This is a genomic window from Nocardia sp. NRRL WC-3656 (assembly GCF_000720265.1).
GTDB lineage: Bacteria > Actinomycetota > Actinomycetes > Mycobacteriales > Mycobacteriaceae > Nocardia > Nocardia nova.
In genome coordinates this window covers 17,066-40,347 of sequence record NZ_JOJF01000024.1, presented here as the reverse complement: position 1 = coordinate 40,347, position 23,282 = coordinate 17,066, and the positions used below count along the sequence as shown (strand labels likewise).

The window sequence follows — 23,282 nt, the reverse complement described above, 5'->3', positions numbered from 1 at the left end:
AGAGCTCGAGGAAAAGATAATGGCAACACTGGATTTCAGCGACCGCATCGTCGTCGTGACCGGCGCGGGCCGCGGCATCGGCCGCGCCCATGCGCTGCTGCTCGCCTCGCGCGGCGCCTCGGTCGTGGTCGGCGACCTCGGTGCGAGCATCGACGGTTCCGGCGTGGACGGTGACGACCCGGCCGCGCAGGTCGTCGACGAGATCACCGCCGCCGGCGGCACAGCGGTGGCATGCGCCGCCGACGTGTCCACCGAGGACGGCGCCCGCGCCCTCGTCGACGCGGCGGTCTCCTCTTTCGGCGGGCTTACCAGCGTGGTGAACAACGCCGGCATCGTCCGCACCGCGCCGTTCGACGAGGTGCCCGACGAGGAATATCAACGCCACCTCGACGTCCACTACTTCGGCACTCTGCGTGTATGCCGGGCGGCGTGGCCGCATCTGCTGCGGGCCGAATCGCCGCGGATCGTCAACACCATTTCGCAAGCGATGCTGGGCAATCCGGGGATGTCGCACTACGGCGGCTCCAAGGGCGCGGTGTTCGGCCTGACCCGCAACCTCGCCCTCGAAGGGCTGGACAAGGGCATCAAAGTGAACGCCGTCGCTCCCGGGGCGGGTACCCGCATGGCCGAAGCCGCCGCCGACACCTTGTCGCCGGAAATCATGGAGTACATGCGCACCTCGCTGCTGCCCGAGCACATCGCACCGGTGGTGGCCTACCTGCTGCACCCCAGCTGCGATGTCACCGGTGAGGTGTTCAACGTGGCCGGCGGCATCGTGAACCGGCTGGCACTGGTCAACACCGTCGGCATCCATGACCCAGGCCTGACGGTCGAGAGCGTCGCGGAGCGGTTCGACCAGGTCATGGCGATCACCCCCGATGCCTTGCCGCAGGTCGTCGCGCCGGCGCAGATGCCGGTGTCCTGACCACCTTCGACAGCCCCGACTGGAGTTTGCTCATGAGTACAACAGAAACGGTCACCCCGACCGAATACCCCTTCGATCCGGTGCCGCCGAAGAACGCCGTCGATCGTTACCGGGCTATCGCCGCGGAGCGGCCGATGACGAAGATGACGATGCCCTTCGGCGGCGACGTGTGGGTCATCCACCGCAACGCCGCCGCCCGCGAGATGCTCAGTGACGGGCGGTTCGTACGTGAACCGTTCCGCACCGGCGAACGGGTGGTGCCCTACTTCGTGGAATTCCCCGATTTCCTCAGGACCACACTGCAATTCGAGGACCCGCCGCATCACACCAAACTGCGCAAACTCGTGCAGCGCTCGATCTCGCCCAAACGAGTGAAGGCGATGCGGGATTCGGCCGTCGAGTTCGCCAACCATCTCATCGACGAGATGGTCGCCAAGGGCGCGCCCACCAACCTGGTTCACGACTATGCCGTCGCCCTGCCGATCCAGATGCTGGCCAACCTGCTCGGGGTACCGCCGGAGGACCGCCCGAAATTCCAGAAATGGAGTTCGGCGACCCTCGCGGTGGCGAATATGCCCGAGGAAGAAGTCGTCGCCAACATGACCGAACTGGTCGTGTACATGATGGCGCTGATCGAGGAACGCCGGAAGAGCCCGCGCGAGGATCTGCTCAGCGATCTGGCCAATGCCCGCGACAAGGACGACAGCCTCACCGACGGCGAGATTCTGCCGATCGCGCTGGTGCTCATCATCGGCGGATTCGACAACACCGCGAATTTCATCTGCGCCGGTGTGCTGTCGCTGCTGCGCAACCCCGACCAGCTCGAGTTGTTCCTGCAGGATCCGGACGGCATGGCACCCACCGCGGTCGAGGAGATTCTGCGCCACGGTCGAATGGCGTTGGGAGACAAGGTCGCCGGTGGTGGCGGTCTCGTGCCGTTCATCGCCACCGAGGATGTGGAAATCGGCGGTCAGCTGGTCGCTCGCGGTGAGGCCGTGATGGTCGACCCGGCGGCGGTGGCTCACGACGGTGTGGCCCTCGAACACGACGATGTCTTCGATATCCGGCGCAGCAACAACCCGCATCTGACGCTGAGCTACGGGCTGCACCATTGTCTGGGCGCGCCCTTGGCCCGGATGGAGATGCAGGTCGGGCTGGCCGAGCTGTTCAAGCGGCTGCCCGGGTTGACACTGCACGGTGAGGCGGTCGTCGACAACGACAACCTCACCCAGCCGATCGTCGATCTGCCGGTCACCTGGTAGGAGCGTGCCGATGCCCAAAGTGTTCTACACCCAGCCCGACGGCCAGGTGCGTGTCGTCGACGGCGCCGTCGGTGATTCGGTGATGTCGACTGCCGTCAAGAACGGCGTGAACGGCATCGTCGGCCAATGCGGCGGAACCTTGTCGTGCGCGACCTGCCACGTGTATCTCGAGCCTGGCGAATTGGGGTACTTCGCCGATCCGTCCGAGGACGAGGACGAGATGCTGGACTGCACGGCCTCCGATCGCGAGGACAACTCGCGGCTGTCGTGCCAGCTCACGTTGTCCGACGGCGTCGATCTGCACGTGACCATTCCCGACGAGCAGGTCTGACGATGACCGAATCGCAGAACGGGACCGATGTGCAGGCGCCGCCCCACAGCGTGGTGGTGGTCGGCGCCGCACATGCCGGGGTGCAGCTCGCCGATCGCCTTCGCGCCGGGGGCTTCACCGGCGAGCTCACGCTGATCTCGGATGAGCCGCATCTGCCATATCAGCGCCCGCCGCTGTCGAAGGCGTGGCTGAAGGGTGAGGCCACCGGTGACTCGGTGCTGTTGCGCGAACCGGACTATTACCGCGACCAGAAGATCGAACTGATCGTCGGTGCCCGGGTCACGCACCTGAGCCGCACCCCGGCCGGCGTCGAGGTGCGGTTCACGCTTGACGGTGACAATTCGATCCGGGAATTCGACCGGCTGGTGCTGGCCACCGGCGCGCGTCCGCGGCGTTTGCCGCTGCCCGGCGCCGATCATCCCGATGTGCTGGTGCTGCGCGACCTCGACGATGCCCGCCTGCTCGCCGCACGGGTGCCGGCCGGGCCCGTCGTGGTCGTCGGCGGCGGCTTCGTCGGTCTCGAGGTCGCCGCCACGGCGCGGGCACTGGGAGCCGACGTGACCGTGATCGAGGCAGGGGAGCGGCTGCTCGCGCGGGCGGTGGGCCCTGACACCGCCGCGGCCCTGCTCGCCGCTCACCGAACGATGGCGACCGACGTGGTGCTGGGAGCGCTGCCGGTGTCGATCGAGCACCGCGACAACAGGATTCACGCGGTGCGGCTCGACGACGGACGCGAAATCCCGGCTGCGACGGTCGTCGTGGGGATCGGGGCCGAGGCCCGGACCGAGCTCGCCGCGCAACTCGGACTCGACTGCGACGGCGGCATCCTCGTGGACCGGCACTGTCTGGCCTCGGATGGGTGGACTCTCGCCATCGGCGACTGCACCACCCATGTATCCGAGTCCGGCGCTCGCTACCGGCTCGAATCGGTGGACAATGCGGTCGAGCAGGCCAATGCGGCTGCTGCGGTGCTGCTGGGCCAACCGTGCCCGCAGCGGCCCGCCCCATGGTTCTGGTCGGATCAGGGCGATCAGAAGTTGCAGATCGCCGGCCTCATCGGTGGGCACACGTCGATGCTGGTTCGTACCGATCCGCAGCGTCCGCATCGGCGGGTAGCGCTGTACTTCACCGACGATGCGCTGGTTGCCGCCGAATGCCTCAACTCCCCAGCGGATTTCGTGGCATTACGGTCGGCACTGAGCCGCGGGCATCGGCCGGGGCCGAATGATCTGGCGGACACAGCGGTTCCGCTCAAGAAGCTCCTGGCTCCGGCGCGGAGCTGGTAAGTGTCATCGCGATTGTACGGAAATCTGTTATGGCAAAGCTGATCTCGAGCCACCCTGGGGTGACGTCGCGGTTGCGCCACATCCGCATCGAAGCCGGTGCGTTGACGCTCGACTACAAGGCGAGCGCTGAACAGGCACGCGACGTGGCGTGCGCGCTGACGCAGCTGTCGTCGGATCTCATGGTCACCGTCGACGACGACGTGTGCCGCGATCTGCCGCCCTTGCCGTGCGCGGGATTGTGGTCCTGAGCGTCGCAGCACACTTGCCGGGAAGCCCGTTGCGGGCCTGTAGCTCGGCGCCGGACTCGTCGAATCATCCCATCGCCGAGCGGTCCTCGGCGATGGGAGGTCTCTCGAACGTGGTCACACGGGAAGACCGAGTGGGTTCTCGTCGGTGACATCGCTCCGCTCTTCGGTGCTCACCAGCGGGCAACGCGTGCCGGTGAAGATGCTGGCCGCGCACAGGTTGCAGTGGATGCACAGCGACTTCTTCGACGACTCCGCTCGGATGCGATTGATCAGATCCGGCTCACGCAGCAGTGCCCGCGCCATCGCCACGAACTCGAACCCATCGCTCATCGCGGTGTTCATGTCGGCGAGGTCGGTGATTCCGCCGAGCAGCACCAGCGGCATGTCCAGTTCGTTGCGGAACTGGCGTGCGTAGTCACGGAAGTAGAGGGGTTCGTACGGGTAGTGCTCGAACACGAAGCGGCCGAACATCTTCATGCCCAGTTTCACCAGACCGCTTTGGGTCTCGGCCATTTCGCGGATCGGAACATCGCCGCGGAACAGGTACATCGGGTTGAGCAGAGAGGACCCGCCGGTCAGCTCCAGGGCGTCGACATGGCCGTCGCTCTCCACCATCTGCGCGAAGACCAGGGATTCGTCGAGCCACAGACCGCCGGGAACGCCGTCGGCCATGTTCATTTTCGCCAGCACCGTGATCCGTCCGTCCGCTGCCTCGCGGACCGCCTGCAGAATTCGGCGGGCGAACTCCGCGCGACGGTGGAGCGGGCCGCCCCAGGAATCCTTGCGGCGGTTGATCTTCGGGCTGAGGAACGAGCTGGCGAGGTAGTTGTGGCCGAGGTGGACCTCCACCGCGTCGAATCCCACCTCGATCGCATACCGCGTCGCGCGGGCGTGATCATCGATGATCCGCCGGATATCTGCTTCGGTTGCGGCGCGATCCAGGCTCATCGACAACGGATTCGGTCGCGTCGACGGGGCCAGCGAGGGCAGACCGGTGGAACGTGAGTTGGCGACCGGACCCGCGTGACCGATCTGCGCGGATATCGCGGCGCCGGTGGCATGCACCGCCTCGGTGAGTCGTCGCAATCCGGGAAGTGCCTCGGGGCGCCAGTAGATCTGATCGTGTTCGGTGCGGCCCTCGGGTGAGACCGCCAGGTATGCGACGGTGGTCATGCCGGCCCCGCCCGCGCCGACCGCCACGTGGAAATCGATCAACGCGTCGGTGACCAGGGCGTCGGAGGTGACCCCCTCGAAGGTGGCGGACTTGATCACGCGGTTGCGCAACCGGATCGGGCCGAGGGTGGCAGGCGCCAGCGGATCCGGATGTGCGGGCGCGGGCATCGGGGTGACGGACATGGTGGAACTCCTTGTCAGGACTGGTTGGCGGCGGGAGTGCTGCGGTCGCCCCGGACATCCACGGGAGCGTGAATATCCATCCAGCACAACATCTCGTCGACCACATCCGCGCAGTCGCCCTCCGCGCCGGCATCGGCCCATTCGACCAGTGCGGCGAAGGATGCGGCCTGGTAGGCGGTAGCGAGCGCGCGGCAGATCGCCAGTGGTGCATCCGGGAGGACACCGGATATGTATGTCGCCAGAGTGTCGATCCACGGCCGGTAGGCCAGCGGCGCGATGGCGGCCAGCTCCGGTTCGGCGGAGATCAGGCGCAACCACCGCGGCGCGATCCGGCTGATCCGCGGGTCGTGTGAAACCGATTCGACGACGGCCGCGCGGATGACGGCCGACGGGTCGCCGTTGTCCGTCGCGTTGTCGAGGGCATCGCGAAGCCTGCTCGTGGCCGGCTCGACACCGAGGTAGGCGATATCCGAACGAGACGAGAAGTGACGCAGCAGGGTTCGGGCGCTGATGCCGGTCGCATCGGCCAGATCGCTCCAGCTGGTCGTCGAGTATCCGCGTTCGGACCACAGGTGAAGCGCGCATTCGGCGACGGCCCGAGTGTCCAGCACGGACGGACGCCCGCGCCCGCGCCGAGCTGCGGTGTTCGGGGGCATGGCCACAGTTCACCATTTTTGTCGTAGTGTGTCAATATTGCGCGGAGTCGCAGAAGTGGCAGTAGGCAGAGCGGAAAGCAGGCAAGCGATGGGTGTCTATGTCGTGACCGGATCGGCATCGGGAATGGGACGAGCGGTGGCGGACAAACTTCGTCGAGATGGCCACACCGTGGTCGGGGTCGACCTGCGCGACGCCGATGTGGTCGCTGATCTGTCCACGGCCGAGGGCCGGCGCGCGGCTGTCGATGGCGTTCTCGCCGCAGTGGACGGACACCTCGACGGTGCTGTCTTGGCAGCCGGGGTCGGCCCTGCTCCCGGTGCGGAACGCCCGCGCCTGATCTACGAGGTGAACTATCACGGCGTGATCGAGTTGCTCGAGGGCTGGCGGCCGGTACTGGCTGCGGCGACCGATGCCAAAGTGGTGGTCTTCGGCAGCAACGCCACGACAACCACGCCCGCGGTCCCCGGCCGCGCGATCCGCGCACTGCTGGCGGGGGATACCGACAAGGCTCTGCGCGCGGTGCGGATATTCGGTAGCAACGCGCCTTCCTTCGCCTACGCGGCGTCGAAGATCGCGGTGAGCCGCTGGGTCCGGCGCCAGGCCGTCACCGCCGCATGGGCGGGCGCAGGGATCCGGCTCAATGTGCTGGCGCCGGGCGCCATCTTGACGCCGCTGCTGGAAAAGCAACTCGCCACTCCGCGGGAAGCAGCGGCCATCCGCCGGTTCCCGGTGCCGATCGGCGGTTTCGGCGACGCCGGCGACCTGGCGGATTGGGTGCTGTTCATGTTGTCCGACGCGGCGCGCTTCCTGTGCGGCAGCGTGGTTTTCGTCGACGGTGGCAGTGACGCGTATTTCCGGGCCGACGACTGGCCGCGCGCCGTTCCGGTCCGGAAGATCGCCGGCTACCTCCGGCGTTTCCGCGGGTTTGACGCCCGCTGACGGAGTGGGAGGGGTGCGTCGGCGCATCTGCCGGTCACCGACTGGGCCCTAGTGCCTCGTCCGAGAAAGCTGGCGTGATAATCAACGGGGTGGCACGTTGATCCGGGCCGGTTGACCGGTGATGGTGCCGCAGCGCCAACTTTTCCAACCACGTCACCGACCGTCCCGCCAAGATCCGCAACCGCACCCTGTGGACCCTGCAGATCCTGCTCGGCCTGTTCTTCTTCATCGCCTCCGGCGGGCCGAAGTTCGTTATGCCGAACGCTCTGGCAGACAACGCCCCCGAGAATCTGACCATCCCCCTCGGGCTGCTCGTCTTCATCGGAGTGTCGTGGAGGTCGCAGGCGGTATCGGACTGATGGTGCCACGGCTGAGTGCCCTGGCTGCCGCGGGTCTGTCGGTACTCACCTTGCTCGCCGCCGGGACGCAGGCGTTCATCGCCGACAAGCCCTCGATGGGGATCTTCCCACTGGTGCTTGCCGCGATCTTCGCCTGTATCGCCTACGAGCGCCGCGCCACCATCACCGATCTGCGCAATTCGCTGTCGCGATGACGAATCAAAGCATGACCGGCGATCGGTGGCCCGCCCACCGATCGCGGCTCCCGCGCCGCCGGGGCATGCACGATCTTGGTGGCGCTGTCAGTGGGCATGGTCGCCGTCCCCGTAGTAGCCGAGCCGGAGCAGGGTGGTGATCTCGCTGATCAGCGGCATCCGCGGATTGGTGCGGTTGCTCAGGTCCTGGAAGGCGGTCATCGCCAGTTCTGGGAGCGCCGCGAGGAATTCGTCCTCTGGGACGCCGATCTCGCGGAGTGTGCGCGGCACCGCCAGCCGCTCGAGTAGGTCTCGCACCCCCTGGAACAGTCGGCGGCGGCTCTCCTCGGGTTCATGTCCGCCGAAGACGACCCGGCCGAGCTGGGCGTACTTCTCGGGCGCGACGTAGGCCGAGTAGCCGGGGGCGGGCATGAACTTGGTCGGCAGGCCGGCGTTGTAGCGCAGCGTGTGCGGCAGGAAGACGCCGTTCACGCGGCCGTGGGCGATGCCGAACCGTGCGCCGACGGCGTGCGCCAGAGCGTGGTTGGTGCCGACGAAGGCGTTCGAGAAGGCGAGTCCGGCCAAGGTGGCGGCGTTGGACATATCGGTTCGTGCGGCCAGATCGTGCGGGTCGTCGTAGGCGCGGGGAAGCGCCTCGAAGATCAGCCGCGCGGCCTGCACACAAAAGGCATCAGTATAGGGCGAGGCGAAGATCGAGGCCAGCGCTTCGAGCGCGTGGGTGAGCGCGTCGATGCCGGTGTCGACGGTCAGGGTGCGCGGCATGGAGATGGAGAGCAGCGGGTCCACTATCGCCATGTCGGGCACCAGGGAGTAGTCGACCAGGGTCTCCTTGTGATCGCCCACGGTCAGTACCGCCGCGGGCGAGACTTCCGAACCGGTGCCCGCGGTGGTCGGCACCGCCACCAGCCGCACCATGTGCGGGCTCTGGGGATAGTCGGCCATACGCTTGCGGGGATCGAGGAACGGCAGCGTGAGGTCCGCGAGATTCGTCTCGGGGTGCTCGTAGAACAGGCGAATCGCCTTCGCGGCGTCGATCACCGATCCACCGCCCGCGGCGATGAGCACATCGGGCCCGAACGCCTCGAGCATCGCGACGCCGCGGCGGATGGCGGCCTCGCCCGGCTCCGGCTCGACCTCGCTGAATACCTTGACGTGCTGAGCGCGCAGCTTGCCGCGTAACTCCTCGACCACGCCGCGCTGTTCGCTCAGCGCGTCAGTGACGATCACGACGCTGTCGCACTCGACGTCGCGCAGGTTCTCCAGCGCGCCCGCGTTGAAGAACGTGTTGGACGGAACCCGGAACCACTGCGGTGGGCTGCGCCGGTAGGACACCGTCTTGATGTTCAACAGCTGTTCGTAGTTGACGTTCTCGGTGGTGCCCGAGCCGCCCCAGGTGCCACAGCCGAGGGAGAAGGTCGGGGTGAGGTTGTTGTAGATCCCGCCGAGCGCTCCCACCGCCGTAGGCGCGTTGACCAGGATGCGCCCGGTGCGCACGGCCAGGCTGTAGGCGTCGACGACCGCCTGGTCGTGCGCATAGATGGCCGAGGTGTGTCCCAGGCCACCATGTTCGGTGACCAGGACGGCGGCGTCGATGCCGTGCTGGACGTCGCGGGCGCGCACCAGCCCGAGCACGGGCATCAGCTTCTCGCGCACCAGCGGATGCTCGGCGAGCCGGTCGAGATCTGCGGGCAGCGGAGCGAGCAGCACCTTGATCGACGGGTCCACGGTGAATCCCGCGCGGGCGGCCAGGTCGGGCGCCGCACGGCCTACGGCCTCGAGATTGGCCTTCTCGCCGCACCCGAAGGCAAAATCGGCGAGCGACTCGGCCTGCTCGGCGGTGATCAGGTATGCGCCCATCCGTTCGAATTCGGCGACGGTCTCGTCGTAGATCGCGTCGTCGATGATGCAGGTCTGCTCGGCCGGGCAGATCACCGACGCGTCGAAGGTCTTGGAGATGAGGATGTCGACGACGGCGGCCTTGATGTCGGCCGTTCGATGCAGGTAGATGGGCGCGTTGCCGGGCCCGACGCTGAGCGTGGGCTTTCCGGCCGCGTTGGCCAGAGCGACGATCTTCTGGCCGCCGGTCACCCAGATGAAGTCGACCCCGGGGTGTCCGAACAGATAATGGGTCACCTCATGGGCGGCGTCGGGGACGACCTGCAACGCGCCCGCGGGCATGCCCGCCGCCTCGGCTGCAGCGCGCAGGATCTCGACGGTGCGCTCGCATGATTGGACGGCGAACGGCGAGGGCCGGAATAGCACCGCGTTGCGCGTCTTCGCCGCCACGATCGCCTTGTACAGCACGGTGGAGGTCGGATTGGTAACCGGGGTGATGGCCAGTACCACGCCGATCGGTTCTGCGACCCGCGTGATGCTGCGCTCGACGTCCTCGTCGATGACTCCCACGGACTTCTTGTCACGCAGGTAGTCGTAGAGGAACTCGGTGGCGATGTAGTTCTTCACGACCTTGTCCTCGAAGACGCCGAAGCCGGTTTCCTCGATAGCGACCCGCGCCAGTTCGGCGGCCGACCGGATCCCGGCGCGCACCATCGCCGCCACGATCGCGTCGACCTGCTGCTGGTCGAGTTCGCGGAATGCCTTCGCCGCGACGGACGCCGCGTCGACCATCGCGTCCACCTCGTGGTACCGGGAGATGCCGGTGTCGCCCGGCGCGATGGCGTCGGCGGTGGCGGTCTCACCGCTGCGATGCACGGCTTGGGAGGCTGGGCCGCTCCGGGTATCGGTCATGAGATCTCCTCGCGTGGAGATGCCGGTGTCCTCGGTATCCGAGGCGCATGTTCGCGACGGTACTCCCGCTCGGCGGCGTTGACTGCGGTCTTTGTGCCCTGCTATCGGCAATGCCGCGCCGCGACGGCACTCACGTGAGCGGGTGGCCTCGTCGGCGGTAGCGGATCACCCCGCTGAATTGCGATCCGGACGCCCGCCGAACATTCAACCTCGCGATCGCGGGAACCGGCTGCCGCTGGGCCGAGGCCATCACCACGATCGCTCGTCGCATCCCGGCCGGTTGTTTGCTCGTCTTCGTGATCTTCTGCAACCGCCGCGGACGATCGGAGCCCCCGAGAGTCTGAGATGCCCTCATCTTGGCGAGCGGCCGCCCTGCGTCGGCGATATCGCGGACGCAGGGCACCACTTCGTCACGGGCAGCTGCCCGTAACCGTTGCCGGTCCACAGGACCATCTCGACGAGACCGAGCCAATTGCCGTCCGCGAGGCGGGCCCACGCATGCTGCGTGAACGGGGTGCGGCTATCGCCCCGGCGGAACCTTAGCCCCGGCGGCAATGTCGGATAGCGTGTGACTACACATCAACCTCACCCCGATGTCGCCGAGCGTTGGACGCAGGCGCATGCGAATCATGTTGGCGCGTGTGTACGGCCGACAGTTGGCCCACTGGGCAAGCGGTCTTCTGAGCGGAATTCGTTGTCGAGGATCAGCGTTCGCCGCGGAACCGCGCCGCGACCAGCGCCCCTACCTCGGCGATCGCCGCACGCCCTCGCGCGACCGATGGCGCCTGCATGGCGAATCCGTGGCCCACTCCCGGATAACGCAGCTGCACAGTCGGCACGCCTGCCTCCCGGAGCCGGTCGCCGTAGGCTTCGACGCCGTCGCGGATCGGGTCCGCGTAGCCTACGGCGATGATGGCGGGTGGCAGGTCGGCGAGCGAATTCGCCAGTGCCGGAACGCCGTAGGCGTCGTCTGTGGCGGGATCAGGGCCGAGGTACAGGCTTTTCATCCAGTCGATGTCCTCGGCGGTGAGGAAGGGGGAGCTGCCGAACTCGCGCATCGAGGGGCGGTCGGTGCGGCGCTCGACACCGGGGTAGAACAGCACCTGCTGTGCGATCGCCGGGCCGTTGTCATCGCGGCTGCGCAGTGCCGTCGCGGCGGCGAGTCCGCCGCCGGCGCTGTCTCCGCCGACACCGATCCGGGTGGCGTCGACCGCCCAGTTCGATGCCGTGTCGACGACCCAGCGCAGCGCCGCGCACGCCTCGTCGTTGGCGACGGGGTAGCGGTACTCCGGCGCGAGGCGGTAGTCGACGTTGAACAGCACCGCTCCGGCCGCGTCGGCGATATCGCGGGCGAGGCGGTCGAAGGACTGCAAGGTGCCCATGATCATGCCGCCGCCGTGGAACCACACCAGCGCGGGCGCAGCGGATTCCGGTGCGGTCAGCGGATGGTAGACCCGCACCGGGACGGCGCCGTGCGGGCCGTCGAAGGTGGTGTCGCAAACGGTGCGCATATCGGGGCCGGGGGGACGCACGATGGATTCGAGGGACCGGCGTGCGGCTTCGACTCCGGCGGCGTGCATGGGGCCGGTCTTGTTCGCGCGGACCCGCTCGAGAATCACTTCGACGTCGGGATCCCAGGCGAATCGGTAGGGTTTGTACCCGATCGGTGCGGTCAATTTCACTCCTCGAGAGGTTCGGGAGGCGCGGCGGTTCGCGTGGCGCGCAGCATCATCCCGGTGCTGGTCTCCCCGCCGCGGCGGTGCTCGTTCATCAACTCGACGAGCCGTTCGTTGTCGTGGCGGGTCAACGCTTCGATCATCTGGTCGTGTTCGGCCACGACGCGGGCGCGCGCGGCCGGGTCGTACAGGTAGGCGGCGTGGTAGGGCATCGCGAGAGTCCACAGCCGGCGGATCTCTGCGACGATGAGATTCAGTGGGGATCGCTCGAAGATCACGAAGTGGAAGGCGTGATTGTGCATCCGCATCGCGAGTACATCGCCCTGTTCGGCTGCTTCGACCACCTGATGCGCGGCGCGGGTGGCTTCCGCCAGGGCGTCGGCGGAAAACGCGGGCAGCGACAGCAGCACCTCGCGTTCCAGGGCGGCACGCATCAGATAGATCTGGTCGAAATCCGACTGTTGCAGCCGCGCGACCGTGTAGCCCACATTGGGTTCGTGGGCCACCAGGCCCTCGGCGGTCAGATGGCGCAGTGCTTCGCGGATCGGCAACCGGCTGACACCGAGGCGTTCGGCCATCAGGACTTGGCGGATCGGCTGGCCGGGAAGCAACTCCCCGGTCACGATCAGGCGTTCCAGTTCCGCGACCACCCGCCCGGCGGCGCGGCCGACGTCGCGGCTCGTCGGTGCGGGACTTTCAGTCGGTCTGCTCACGGGTCCCCGAAGATACCAGCCGAGCGCCAGGCGCCGATTCGCTCAGCGGGGTAACCCATCGCGATCAGCACCGATGCGGTGTCGGCGCCACGGGCGACCGCGGGGCGGGGGCGTCGGTGCGGCGATCGGCCGAGCGAGATCGGTACCCCGACGCCGCGATAGTCCGGCGCTTCGATGAACAGCTCGCGGTGCCTGGCCTGCGCCGACTGCAGAGCCTCGTCGACGGTGTTCACCGAGCTCGCCGCGACACCTGCCTCCTCCAGCCGGGCGGCGAGTTCGGCTCGGGGCCAGGCCGTGATCAGTTCGCCGAGCAGTGCTACGAGTTCCTCCCGATGTGCGTGCCGCTGCGCGTTGGATGCGAAGCGTGGTTCGTCGGCGAGCTCCGGTACACCGAGTGTCTTTGTCAGCGAACGGAATTGGCGGTCGTTGGCGGCGCTGACGAAGAAGTCGCCGTCGGCGGCCCGGAACACCTGATAGGGGACCACGGTCGGATGGAAATCGCCGGTTCGCTGGGGGACGCTTCCGCTGGCAATCCAGTTGGCCGCGTGCGGATGCAGGAGGGAGATGACCGCGTCCAGCAACGCCATATCGACCAGTTGCCCGTGCCCGCTGCGGTCGCGCTCGAGCAGCGCCAGCAGGATGCCGTTCACGGCGAGATTGGCGGTGACGATATCGACGATCGGCACGCCGACACGCAGGGGGTTGCCGTCGGGATAGCCGTTGATACTCATCAGGCCGCCGAAGGATTGCAGGACCGCGTCGTAGCCGGGAAGTCCGCCCATCGGGCCGTCGACGCCGAATCCGGTGATCCGGCAGTAGATCAGTCGTGGATACCGGCGGCCGAGCACGGTATCGAAATCGAATCCCCAGTGTGCCATCGTGCCGGCCTTGAAGTTCTCGATGATCACGTCGGCGCCGGCGATGAGGTGACCGAGGATCTCGCGTCCTTCGGTGGTGCGCAGATCCAGGCAGATGTTGTCTTTGCTGTGGTTGAGGCTGCCGTAGTAGGCACTCGTACCGGAATCCACGAACGGTGGCCCCCAGCCGCGGGTTTCGTCGCCCGCCGGCGCCTCCACCTTGATGACCTCGGCGCCCTGGTCGGCCAGCATCTGCGCCGTATACGGGCCGGCCAGGACGCGGCTCAGGTCCAGGACGCGCAGTCCGGTGAGCACGCCGTTGCCGGTGGCGGTGTCGGCGCCGCGCCATGCCGCCCGGCCGTCGATGCGCAACTCGTCACCGGCCTCGGCCGGTGCGGGTGGGGTGATGCTCATCGGGAATTCCCTTCTGCGACAGTGGGTTCGCCGGCCGACTCGGCGCCGACGACGACATCCCACAGGTCCGTGCCCTCGTCGAGGATCTGCCCGGCGAGGACGTCGGCCCAGTACTCTTCGGACCCGTAACGGTCCCGCCAGGCCCACAGCGCCGTGGTGAATCGTCCCAAACTGTGTTCGGTGGTGAATCCGATCGCCCCGTGGATCTGGTGCCCAGCGGCTGCGACTTCGCGAGCCGATGCCGAAGTCACCGCCTTCGCGGCGGCAATCGAGGCCCGGCGCAGGTGCGGGTTGGCCACGGCTGCCTCGGTCGCGGCAGTGGCTGCCGTCTGCATCAGTGCGGCGCGGGCGGCGAGCCCGGCGAGGCGTTGCTGAATGGCTTGGAATTTCGCGAGTGGACGTCCGAACTGGGTGCGTTCGCCGGCGTAGCGCAGGGTTGCCTCGCGCACCGAACCGGCTGCGGCGGCCAGGGCGACGGTATAGGACAGGGCGCCGCGGTGCTCGAGTTCCGTTGCGTCGACCGGTGATTCGGCGTGGAGCTCGACGGGCGTCGCGTCGAAGCGATAGTCGTCGAGTGCGGCGCCGAGCAGATCGGTGCCGGGCTGCACGTCCACTCCCGGGGCGTCGGCGGCGACGATCGCAATCCGTGGGAGTGCACCTGGGTTCGGCGGCTCGAGAAGAACGACCACCTGGGCAGCGTCACGACCGTGCACTACACCGGTGATGATGCCGTCGAGAACGGTGGTGCCGTCCACTTCGCGTGTGCCGCAACGATCGTCGGCGATCATCACAGTGCTCGGCCCGGCTGCCGCCGTACCGGTGCATTGCGCGAGCAGAGGGCTTGCCAGCAAGGTGTGCTCGATCAGGAGGGTGATCGCACCGCGCTCCGCTGCGGCGTGCACCACCGACAAGGCATCCGCGGACGTGCCACCGCTTCCGGCTCGACCTTCTGGGATACCGATCTCGGTGAAGCCCGCGTCGGCCAGTGCGTCCCAGACAGCACGGTCGGGTGCGGCAGCGGGCGTTGTCGCGTCGATGCCGATGCGGTCGATCATGTCCGCGACCGCCGCGACCAGTTCGGTATTCGGATAGGTCATCGCAATCCCATTCCGCGCGCGACGATTCCGCGCAAGATCTCGTTGGTGCCGCCGCGCAGCGTGAATGCCGGGGTATGCAGCACACCGGCAGCGAGCAACCGTGCGAACCCGTCGCCGCCGCTGCGGCGCGGTTCGATATCCGTGCACGCGCGAATGGCCTCCACCACATCACCTTCGAAACTCGAGCCGAGATCCTTGACGATCGCGGCGAGCACATCGGGTTTGCGTCCGGCAGCGAGTTCGGTGGTAACGGCCAGCGACATGCGCCGCAGGGCCCAGGCCTGCGCGGTGAGCGATCCGAGGGTGGTGCGTTGCTGCGGTGTAGCTCCCGAGCGGCGCAGTTCCTCGGCCCAGGCGCGCAGCAGCGGCATGGTCGACAGATAGCGCTCGGGCCCGGAACGCTCGTAGGCCAGTTCGCTCATCACCTGCGCCCATCCCGAGCCGCGTTGTCCCAGCAACGTGTCCGCGCCGACGTGCACGTCGTGGAAGACGACCTCATTGAAGTGCCGGCCTCCGTCGATGCTCTGCAGCGGCCGTACCTCGATGCCGGGCGTGGACAGTTCCACCAGGAACTGCGACAGTCCGCTGTGCCGGTCGCCCGGACCGCCGTCGGTGCGGGCCAGCAGGACCATGGCATGGGCGACGTGTGCGCCGGTGGTCCATACCTTCGTGCCCGAGATCGTCCACGAGCCGTCGGGGCGCGCCACCGCCTTCGTGCGGACGGCGGCCAGATCCGAACCGGCGTCGGGTTCGCTCATACCGATCGCGAAGAACAACCGGCCGGCGGCGATTCCGGGCAGATATCGCTGCTTCTGCTCCTCGGTCCCGTTGGCGAGGATGCCCGGCGCCATCTGCCGGTCGGCGATCCAATGCGCCGCGACGGGCGCCCCGTGGGCCAGCAGTTCCTCGGTGACGACGAAACGTTCGAGCAATGAACGGCCATGTCCCCCATAGTGTTCGGGCATCGTCATGCCGAGCCAGCCGCGACGACCGAGTTCGGCGCTGAAGGCGGGATCGAATCCGCTCATCCAGTTGTCGGGCGCCGGGGTGAACACGCCGGTGTCGAGTTGTTCGCGCAGAAATGCGCGCACCTCGGCGCGCAACTGCGCCACCTCGACGGGACCGGCCTGTGACCGGCTGCCGGTAGCGGCGGTCATCGGCCCGGTCCCCGCGACGACCAGGACGCTTCGCCCTTGCGCGACATGGACCACATCTGCACGCCCCGTTCGATTTCCAGCGCCGAGGCCCAGCTCACCGCGGGCGGCCCGAGTTCCAGGCGGGCGCTGGCCATGATGCGGCGGGTGAGTTCGGGATCCGCGGCCGCCGGGCCGGTGAGTTCGGCGATCCGGGCGTCGAGATCGGCTTCCTCCGCCACCAGGTGGGCGAGCCCGCGCTCGACCGCTTCGGTCCCCGTGAGCGAGTGTCCGCACGCCGCCAGTGCAATGGTGCCCGACCATCCGACCGCGCGGCCGAGCAAGGCGAGATGTCCACCGCCGGGGTGGATTCCGCGAGCCAGGAAACCGCTGTCGAGGCGGGCCTGTGGGGTGACGGCCATGAGATCGGTGGCGAGAGCGAGATTCAAGCCCGCGCCGACGGCGCCGCCGGCCACCCGCGAGATGGTGGGAACCGGCAGCGAGCCCACCCGGACGAAGGACCCGTAGACCGCGGAGGTGCGGCGCACCGCCTCCGGGGAGGCGGGATCGGCCGATGACGCCGCCAGATCTCGGGTATCGGCACCGCTACAGAAATACGCACCGGCCGCGCGCACCACGACCGCACCGATGTCGGTGTCGGTCTCCACGCGCGCGCAGAAGTCGTCGATGAGGGCGGCCATCTCCAGGCTGATCGCATTCTTGCGCCGCGGATTGTTCAGGGTCACAGTGGCGACCCCGTCGGTGAACTCGGTGCGGACCGGCGGTTCGGACGGGGCGCCGACGGGAGTGTCGGACGTCATGCGGCACACGCTAGCAGATTGGATCCAAAATAAAATCCAATAATGATTGACAATCTGCACCAGGCTCGGCGAGTGTGCAAAGGGCAGGTCGCCATCCCTGCGATGTGATGGCGCAATCAAGGGAAAGGTGCATTCGTGTTCGAGTTGGATGGACGGATCGCCCTGGTCACCGGTGCGGGCCAGAGCGTGGGCGAGGGGATCGCGACGGTCCTCGCGCGTCAGGGTGCGACGGTTGTGGTGAACGACCTGCACGCCGACCGCGCCGAGCGGGTGGCCGCGGCCATCGCCGGGGAAGGTAATAAGGCGATCGTGCGGGCGTTCGACGTCACCGACTATCGGGCCACGGTCGATGCGGTGCGTTCGGCCGAGGCCGAGCTGGGCGGGCACGTGGACATCCTGGTCAACAATGCCGGTATCGCCGAGGACCGGGTCAGCAAGCCGTTTCGGGAGCTGACGCCGGACCAGTGGGCGCCGTCGATCGACCTCAACATCTACGGCGCGATGAACTGCATCAAAGCGGTCATCGACGGTATGTGCGATGCCGGCTGGGGACGCGTCGTGCAGATTTCTTCGGGTAGTGCGCGCACCGGACAGAACATCAACGTGTCGATGTACGCGACCGGTAAGAGCGGTATCGAGGGCTTCATCCGCCACCTCGCCGCCGAGACCGGCCAGTACGGCGTCACCGCCAACATCGTGGCCCTCGGCCTGCAAGCCAACCTGGTGGACAAGATGCCGCCGGAGCAGATCGAGCGACTCATCGCGGGAGTGCCGATCGGGCGACTCGGCGACCCGATCGAGGTCGGCGCGTTCTGTGCCTACCTCGCCTCGAACGAGGCGGGCGGGATGACCGGGCAGACCCTGGACTTCAACGGCGGATCGCAGACCCGATGACCGTCGCGCCGACCACCCTGTCGCTCACCGCGATCCGGGTCTCGGATCTGCCCGCCGCTACCGAGTTCTACACCGCCGGTTGCGGATTCACCGAGGAACGATCGATCGCCACCGATGCCTTCGATGCGGTGATTGTGCGTGCCGGGACGGCCGGGATCCAGTTGATCGCGCCGCGCGCGAATGCCGCTGCACCCGACCACGGCAACATGCTGGTGAAGCTGGTGCTCAACACCGCCGACGTCGCCGCACTGCTGGCCCGTGGGTGCGCACACGGTGGCACCCAGGAAATGCCCGCCACCGTGCTGACGGAATTCGGTTGCACGATCGGCAAACTCCGTGACCCCGACGGCTACCTCATCGAGGTTGTCGGGTCCGCCGAACTACAGGACCGCTGAGCGGGAAGTCCGGGCGTGGTGGCGATCCACGGCATTTAGCGTGGCGCCGTTCACGCCCGGACCGGAGAATGGAGCAATGCGGCGATGACCTGGGGTAATTCATACGACGTCATAGTGGTGGGCTCGGGTGGCGCCGCCCTCGCGGGCGCACTCGCCGCGGCCCATCGCGGTCTGTCGACCTGCGTAATCGAGAAGACCGATTGCTTCGGCGGCACCTCGGCGTATTCGGGCGGCAGCGTGTGGCTGCCCGGCAACCATGTGCTCGAGCGGCAGGGCGTCGAGGACTCGGTCGGCGCGGGACTGACCTACTTCAGATCGCTCGTAGGTGAGCACACCCGCCCGGAGGTGCAGCGCGCCTACCTCGAAACCGGCCCGGTCGTCGCCGACTTCCTCGAGAACACCGTCGGTATCCCGCTCGAACACCGCCCCTTCCCCGACTACTTCGACGCGCCCGGACGAAGTGCCAACGGGCGCAGTATCTTCGCCGGCGCGATATCCGCCGAAGAGGTCGGCGATCGACTGACCGACATCCGGCCGATGGTGGCGGCCGACCAGTTCGATATCGAGCTGGACCGGTCGATGCTCGACGGCGGTCAGGCCTGGATCGCGCGCATGGTGCTCGCCCTCGACGCGACCGGCAACGCCGACCTGATGCTGTCCACACGCGTCACCGAACTGGTCCAGGACGAGTCGGATCGGGTGACCGGCGTCGTGTTGGCCGGTCCGGCCGGCACTCCGACTCGGATCGAGGCGCGTGCCGGCGTTCTGCTCGCCGCGGGTGGCTACGAACGTTCGGCGGAGCTGCGCCGGACCTGGCAGGACATGCCCACCGCGGACTGGAGTTCCTCGCATCCGGACACCGGGACCGGCGACGCGGTGTCGCTCGCACAAGCGGCAGGCGCCGCCCTCGACCTGCTCGATCAGTCGTGGTGGTGTCCGGCCACGCTGTTCCCCAACGGGCACGCCGCATTCACCCTCGGGGTGCGCGCCGGAATCATCGTCGACGAGACCGCGCAGCGCTTCGCCAACGAGATGCTGCCCTACGATCGCATGGGCCGGGAGATGCGGGAGCGGATGCGCCTGGGGCACGGTGACGGCTTCTGGTTCATCTTCGACAACCGGTTCGGCGACGACCTGCCCGCCATCTGCGTGCCCGCCCCCGACCGGGCGGAGATGTCGGAGGCCGGACTGTGGCACACCGCCACCGATCTCGCCGGTCTCGCCGCGGCGATCGGCGTCGACGCCGAGCAGCTGACCGAGACCGTACGCCGGTTCAACGAATTCGCCGAGCGCGGCAAGGATGACGATTTCGGCCGCGGAGAGGATCCGTTCGGTCGTTTCTTCGTCGGCGCCGCCTCGCCCGAACCGTGTCTGCTTCCTCTCGACGGTGCACGATTCCATGCGGTGCGCCTGGTCCTCGGCGACCTCGGAACCAAGGGCGGCGCCGTGATCGATCGCGACGGCGCAGTGCAGCGGCCCGACGGATCGGTGATCGCCGGGTTGTACGCCGCGGGTAATTCCGCGGCTTCGGTTGCGGGGCCGGTATATCCCGGTCCCGGTGTCCCCCTGGGGTCCGGCATGGTCATGGCCTATCGAGCTGTCTCGGATATGGCAGGGCGGCTCAGCGCCGCGGACGCCACCGCATCCTGATCGAGGCTCGGGCCGCGACGTACAAGCCGTCGCGGCCCGAGCCGCATCAATGGGACGCCAGGTCGGCTGCTACGCAGCGATCCCAGATCTCGCGGGCCGCCATCCGCACCGGACCGACGAGTTTGCGGTAGTCGAGCGTGGTGACCGAGGCGCAGACGGAGATACCGGCGAGGTTGCCGTAGATATGGTCCGCCGGGCCGATGGATACCCCGACACAGCCGAGTCCGGCGAAGGCTTCTCCGCGATCGAACGCGGCGCCGCGCTCCCGGATGACGGCGAGTTCCTCCTTCAGCCGGGCGTCGGAGATGATGCTCTGCGTGGTGCGTCGCACGAGTTCACCGGTAGCCGTGTGGTGCAGGGTCTGCACGATCTGCGGATTGTTCGCGGTCTCGCTGCATGCGATCTGTGCCTTGCCCACGGCGGTCAGGTGGGCGGGCACCCGCTGTCCCACGGCCGTCGGGGTGGGTCCTGATGCGCGTCCGTTGACCTTCGCGAGGTAGACGGTGTCACCGTGGTCGACCACACCCAGCTGGATGGTGAACCCGGTCTGCTGGGCGAACGCCTGCATCACCGGACGCGCTCCTTGCAGCAGACGATTCTGATTCAGGGCCGCCTGCCCCATTTCGTAGGCTTTGACGCCGAGTTCGTACGTCTGCTCGGGCGACCGGGCAAGCCAGCCCGCGCTCGCGAGCTGTTCGAGCAGCCGGTGCACCGATGATCGGGGCAGACCGGTCCGGGAGGTCACCTGGGCCAAGGTCAGCGGCCCTACTCCATTGAAAGTCTCCAGCACCAGCGATACCCGCTCGACCACCGAGACCGGGACCCCGGCAGTGCTTGTTGTTCTCACCAGACCTCCCACCAGCCACGTCGCTGTGATGCTCGCCACGGTACTACCACGTGCATGTGCACGTCGAACAGCCGTGACGAGCGCGGGCACGACGATCGCACGGATATGGGATCGGCATCGAACGACCTTCCCAATGAGCGAGATATCGCGCTTTTCCGCCGATTTTCGCGGCATAGCCTTCCGTGGCCCTCGGCTCCGGGATCCGGGCGCGTAGTGCTGACCACGACCAGGAGTGCGGATGTCCACGCAGACGAGTACCGATCCGGAGTCCCGCGCCGATGCGGCGGAAGCGGCGCCGGCAACTCGCGTCGCCCGGGTCCGGATCAGCGAGATCGTCGAAGAGACTGCCGAGGCGCGATCGTTCGTCGTCGAACCGCTGGCCGGCATGACGAAAACGGACTATCGCCCGGGGCAGTTCCTCACCGTCCGAGTTCCCGACATCGGTACCGGCTCGGCGCGGTGCTATTCCCTGTCGAGTTCACCGCACACCGACCCGGCGATGAAGTTCACCGTCAAACGGGTCGCGGGCGGCCACGGGTCGAACTGGCTCTGTGACACGGTGCGGATCGGTGACGAACTGGATGTGCTTGCGCCGGCCGGAACCTTCGTCCGGCCTCCCTCGACGAGGCCGTGGTCCTGGTGGCAGGCGGCAGCGGAATCACGCCGGTCATCGCGATCGCGAAATCGATCCTGTTCGGCGGCGCGGGCGACGTGGTCCTGATCTACGCCAACCGCGACCAGGAGTCGGTCATCTTCGCGGCGGAGCTGCGTGAGCTGGAAAACCGTTTCCCCGAGAGGTTTTCGGTGATCCACATCCTGGAGTCGGTGCAGGGCTACCCCAGTCGCCGGGCGCTGTCGATACTGCTGCGCCCGCTGCGCGACCGGTCGGTCTACATCTGCGGCCCGGCACCGCTGATGGACCTCACCGCCGAAGTATGTGGACAAACGGGATTCGCGGCCGCGAGCGTGCACTCCGAGCGGTTTCTGTCCCTGCAGCGCGACCCGTTCGCGGCCGACGATCTCGCCGACGGGTACATCCTGGCGTGTCAGGCCGAACCGGTGAGCGACGAGATTTCGATCGAATACTGATCGGAGCGGCGCAGGCTCGGCGTCGTCGCCGGATCGAGGCGAAAACCCGTCCCATTCAGTAGGAGACCCACGTCACACCATCGCTGCCGCCTGCGACGCTGATCCCACCGCGAAAGGTTGCCTACTCGCAACCGTCTGACCAGGAGGTATCGTGAATTCCGCGACCGACGCCAAAGACAAGATCCGCGTCATCGACAGCGGTGTACCGCCGCAGCGATTCGCTCGCGGCTGGCACTGTCTGGGTCTGGTCCGCCACTTCGACGACGGGCAGCCGCACCAGATCTCGGCTTTCGGCACCGAACTGGTCGTATTCCGCGGTGAGGATGGAAAACTCAACGTGCTCAACGCCTTCTGCCCGCACATGGGTGGAAATCTGGCGCATGGCACGGTGAAGGGGAATGACATCGCCTGTCCGTTCCACGACTGGCGCTGGCGCGGCGACGGCAAGTGCGCGGGCATTCCCTATGCGCGGCGGGTTCCGCCGCTGGCGCGGACCAAGGCGTGGCCGACCAGGGAGATCAGCGGCCAGCTGTTCGTCTGGAACGACCCGCAGGGCCGCACACCGCCCGCCGAGCTCGAGGTGCCGGAGGTGCCGACCTATGGCGATCCGGGCTGGACGGACTGGGTCTGGAACCACGTGGACGTAGAAGGCTCGCACTGTCGCGAGATCGTCGACAACGTCGTCGACATGGCTCATTTCTTCTACGTCCACTACGGCATGCCGACGTATTTCCGCAACGTGTTCGAGGGGCACACCGCGAACCAGCTGATGCGGTCGCGGCCCCGCGCCGATGCCGTCGGAGTCAGTCAGAGCACCAACTATAGTCTCGAAAGCCAGTCGGACGCAACGTATTACGGGCCGTCCTACATGGTGGACAAGTTGTGGAGCGGAGGTGTGGATCCGGACGGCGACCCGAATATCTACCTCATCAACTGCCATTACCCCGTCACCCCGACCTCGTTCCGGTTGCAGTACGGGGTGATGGTGCGCAAGCCGGTCGGAATGGACGACGAGGCCGCCAACCAGATCGCGGCCGCGGTCGCCAAGGGCGTGGCGATCGGCTTCGAGCAGGACGTCGAGATCTGGAAGAACAAGGCGCGCATCGACAATCCGCTGTTGTGCGAGGAGGACGGACCGGTCTATCAGCTGCGCCGCTGGTACGAACAGTTCTACGTCGACGTCGAGGACATCAAGCCGGAGATGGTCAACCGATTCGAATTCGAGATCGATACCGAACGCGCACTGCATAACTGGCAGGCCGAGGTGGACGCCAACCTCGCCGCTGGGCGCAGTGCCATCGCCCCCAATGTGTCGGCCGGCCGCTCGGAAGCGGTTACCGGTTCCTGACCACGATTCACCCTTTCCAGCTTCGACCCTTCCAGCTTCGACC

The 23,282-nt window shown here is 67.4% G+C and carries 23 protein-coding genes; 13 read left to right on the top strand and 10 right to left on the bottom strand.

The features are described 5' to 3' along the window. Positions 1–19: 19 nt before the first annotated feature. Genes IG65_RS0126110 through IG65_RS0126090 form a run of 5 tightly spaced genes read left to right on the top strand, consistent with a single transcriptional unit; the run spans position 20 to position 4,052 of the window. The gene (locus IG65_RS0126110; RefSeq protein WP_030517601.1) at positions 20–925 is read left to right on the top strand and encodes an SDR family NAD(P)-dependent oxidoreductase; all 906 of its coding nucleotides are present in this window, start codon (positions 20–22) and stop codon (positions 923–925) included. Between the two features lie 32 nt (positions 926–957). Beyond that, positions 958–2,187: a cytochrome P450 gene (locus tag IG65_RS0126105; RefSeq protein ID WP_030517600.1), complete on the top strand. Its 1,230-nt coding sequence runs from the start codon at positions 958–960 to the stop codon at positions 2,185–2,187. A gap of 10 nt (positions 2,188–2,197) precedes the next feature. After that, positions 2,198–2,518, top strand: coding sequence for a 2Fe-2S iron-sulfur cluster-binding protein (locus IG65_RS0126100; protein ID WP_030517599.1), 321 nt, complete (start codon positions 2,198–2,200; stop codon positions 2,516–2,518). Between the two features lie 2 nt (positions 2,519–2,520). Further along, a complete protein-coding gene (locus tag IG65_RS0126095; RefSeq protein ID WP_051756885.1) occupies positions 2,521–3,804 on the top strand; it encodes an NAD(P)/FAD-dependent oxidoreductase in 1,284 nt (427 codons plus the stop codon). 29 nt (positions 3,805–3,833) lie between these two features. Next, a complete protein-coding gene (locus tag IG65_RS0126090; protein WP_156055764.1) occupies positions 3,834–4,052 on the top strand; it encodes a hypothetical protein in 219 nt (72 codons plus the stop codon). A gap of 114 nt (positions 4,053–4,166) precedes the next feature. Here IG65_RS0126090 and IG65_RS0126085 read toward each other — a convergent pair whose 3' ends face one another. Continuing rightward, positions 4,167–5,408 carry an NADH:flavin oxidoreductase gene (locus IG65_RS0126085; protein WP_231509430.1) on the bottom strand — a complete coding sequence of 414 codons (1,242 nt, stop codon included), beginning with the start codon at positions 5,406–5,408 and terminating at the stop codon, positions 4,167–4,169. A gap of 14 nt (positions 5,409–5,422) precedes the next feature. Continuing rightward, positions 5,423–6,019 (bottom strand): TetR/AcrR family transcriptional regulator, encoded by a 597-nt coding sequence (locus IG65_RS0126080; protein WP_231509429.1) that lies wholly within the window; start codon positions 6,017–6,019, stop codon positions 5,423–5,425. Positions 6,020–6,152: 133 nt separating this feature from the next. Here IG65_RS0126080 and IG65_RS0126075 point away from each other — a divergent pair, with 133 nt between their 5' ends. Beyond that, entirely contained in the window at positions 6,153–7,004 is an 852-nt protein-coding gene (locus IG65_RS0126075; RefSeq protein ID WP_030517594.1) for an SDR family oxidoreductase, read from the top strand. Between the two features lie 331 nt (positions 7,005–7,335). After that, positions 7,336–7,557 carry a hypothetical protein gene (locus IG65_RS39295; protein ID WP_231509427.1) on the top strand — a complete coding sequence of 74 codons (222 nt, stop codon included), beginning with the start codon at positions 7,336–7,338 and terminating at the stop codon, positions 7,555–7,557. Positions 7,558–7,644: 87 nt separating this feature from the next. Here the strand turns inward: IG65_RS39295 and adhE are convergent, their stop codons facing one another. The 7 genes from adhE to IG65_RS0126030 form a co-directional block, all read right to left on the bottom strand. Then, positions 7,645–10,305: a bifunctional acetaldehyde-CoA/alcohol dehydrogenase gene (gene adhE / locus IG65_RS0126065; protein ID WP_030517593.1), complete on the bottom strand. Its 2,661-nt coding sequence runs from the start codon at positions 10,303–10,305 to the stop codon at positions 7,645–7,647. Positions 10,306–11,009: 704 nt separating this feature from the next. After that, the gene (locus IG65_RS0126055) at positions 11,010–11,981 is read right to left on the bottom strand and encodes an alpha/beta hydrolase (RefSeq protein WP_051756904.1); all 972 of its coding nucleotides are present in this window, start codon (positions 11,979–11,981) and stop codon (positions 11,010–11,012) included. Between the two features lie 2 nt (positions 11,982–11,983). Beyond that, positions 11,984–12,694, bottom strand: a complete 711-nt coding sequence (locus IG65_RS0126050) for a GntR family transcriptional regulator (protein ID WP_030517590.1) — start codon at positions 12,692–12,694, stop codon at positions 11,984–11,986. Continuing rightward, positions 12,691–13,965: a CaiB/BaiF CoA-transferase family protein gene (locus IG65_RS0126045; RefSeq protein ID WP_030517589.1), complete on the bottom strand. Its 1,275-nt coding sequence runs from the start codon at positions 13,963–13,965 to the stop codon at positions 12,691–12,693. The genes IG65_RS0126050 and IG65_RS0126045 overlap by 4 nt, the downstream gene beginning before the upstream one ends. Further along, a complete protein-coding gene (locus IG65_RS0126040) occupies positions 13,962–15,062 on the bottom strand; it encodes an acyl-CoA dehydrogenase family protein (protein ID WP_030517588.1) in 1,101 nt (366 codons plus the stop codon). Before IG65_RS0126040 ends, IG65_RS0126045 begins: the two co-directional genes overlap by 4 nt. Beyond that, the gene (locus IG65_RS0126035; protein WP_030517587.1) at positions 15,059–16,219 is read right to left on the bottom strand and encodes an acyl-CoA dehydrogenase family protein; all 1,161 of its coding nucleotides are present in this window, start codon (positions 16,217–16,219) and stop codon (positions 15,059–15,061) included. Before IG65_RS0126035 ends, IG65_RS0126040 begins: the two co-directional genes overlap by 4 nt. After that, positions 16,216–17,016 (bottom strand): enoyl-CoA hydratase-related protein, encoded by an 801-nt coding sequence (locus IG65_RS0126030; RefSeq protein WP_030517586.1) that lies wholly within the window; start codon positions 17,014–17,016, stop codon positions 16,216–16,218. Before IG65_RS0126030 ends, IG65_RS0126035 begins: the two co-directional genes overlap by 4 nt. A 135-nt stretch (positions 17,017–17,151) precedes the next feature. Between IG65_RS0126030 and IG65_RS0126025 the strand changes: the two genes are divergently transcribed. From IG65_RS0126025 to IG65_RS0126015, 3 genes are all read left to right on the top strand, one after another. Then, the gene (locus IG65_RS0126025) at positions 17,152–17,910 is read left to right on the top strand and encodes an SDR family NAD(P)-dependent oxidoreductase (RefSeq protein ID WP_030517585.1); all 759 of its coding nucleotides are present in this window, start codon (positions 17,152–17,154) and stop codon (positions 17,908–17,910) included. After that, positions 17,907–18,305, top strand: a complete 399-nt coding sequence (locus IG65_RS0126020; RefSeq protein ID WP_030517584.1) for a VOC family protein — start codon at positions 17,907–17,909, stop codon at positions 18,303–18,305. The genes IG65_RS0126025 and IG65_RS0126020 overlap by 4 nt, the downstream gene beginning before the upstream one ends. Positions 18,306–18,389: 84 nt before the next feature. Further along, entirely contained in the window at positions 18,390–19,955 is a 1,566-nt protein-coding gene (locus tag IG65_RS0126015) for an FAD-dependent oxidoreductase (RefSeq protein WP_030517583.1), read from the top strand. A gap of 46 nt (positions 19,956–20,001) precedes the next feature. On the opposite strand, the gene IG65_RS0126010 is transcribed toward IG65_RS0126015, so the two are convergent. After that, the gene (locus tag IG65_RS0126010; RefSeq protein ID WP_030517582.1) at positions 20,002–20,802 is read right to left on the bottom strand and encodes an IclR family transcriptional regulator; all 801 of its coding nucleotides are present in this window, start codon (positions 20,800–20,802) and stop codon (positions 20,002–20,004) included. Positions 20,803–21,040: 238 nt separating this feature from the next. On the opposite strand from IG65_RS0126010, the gene IG65_RS39855 reads away from it, so the two are divergent. The 3 genes from IG65_RS39855 (at position 21,041) to IG65_RS0126000 (ending at position 23,239) form a co-directional block, all read left to right on the top strand. Further along, on the top strand, positions 21,041–21,523 hold the full coding sequence (locus IG65_RS39855; RefSeq protein WP_369801590.1) for an FAD-binding oxidoreductase: 483 nt from the start codon (positions 21,041–21,043) through the stop codon (positions 21,521–21,523). Then, positions 21,433–21,891, top strand: a complete 459-nt coding sequence (locus IG65_RS39850; RefSeq protein WP_369801589.1) for a hypothetical protein — start codon at positions 21,433–21,435, stop codon at positions 21,889–21,891. Before IG65_RS39855 ends, IG65_RS39850 begins: the two co-directional genes overlap by 91 nt. Positions 21,892–22,042: 151 nt before the next feature. Further along, positions 22,043–23,239 carry a Rieske 2Fe-2S domain-containing protein gene (locus tag IG65_RS0126000; RefSeq protein ID WP_030517581.1) on the top strand — a complete coding sequence of 399 codons (1,197 nt, stop codon included), beginning with the start codon at positions 22,043–22,045 and terminating at the stop codon, positions 23,237–23,239. Positions 23,240–23,282: the final 43 nt, after the last annotated feature.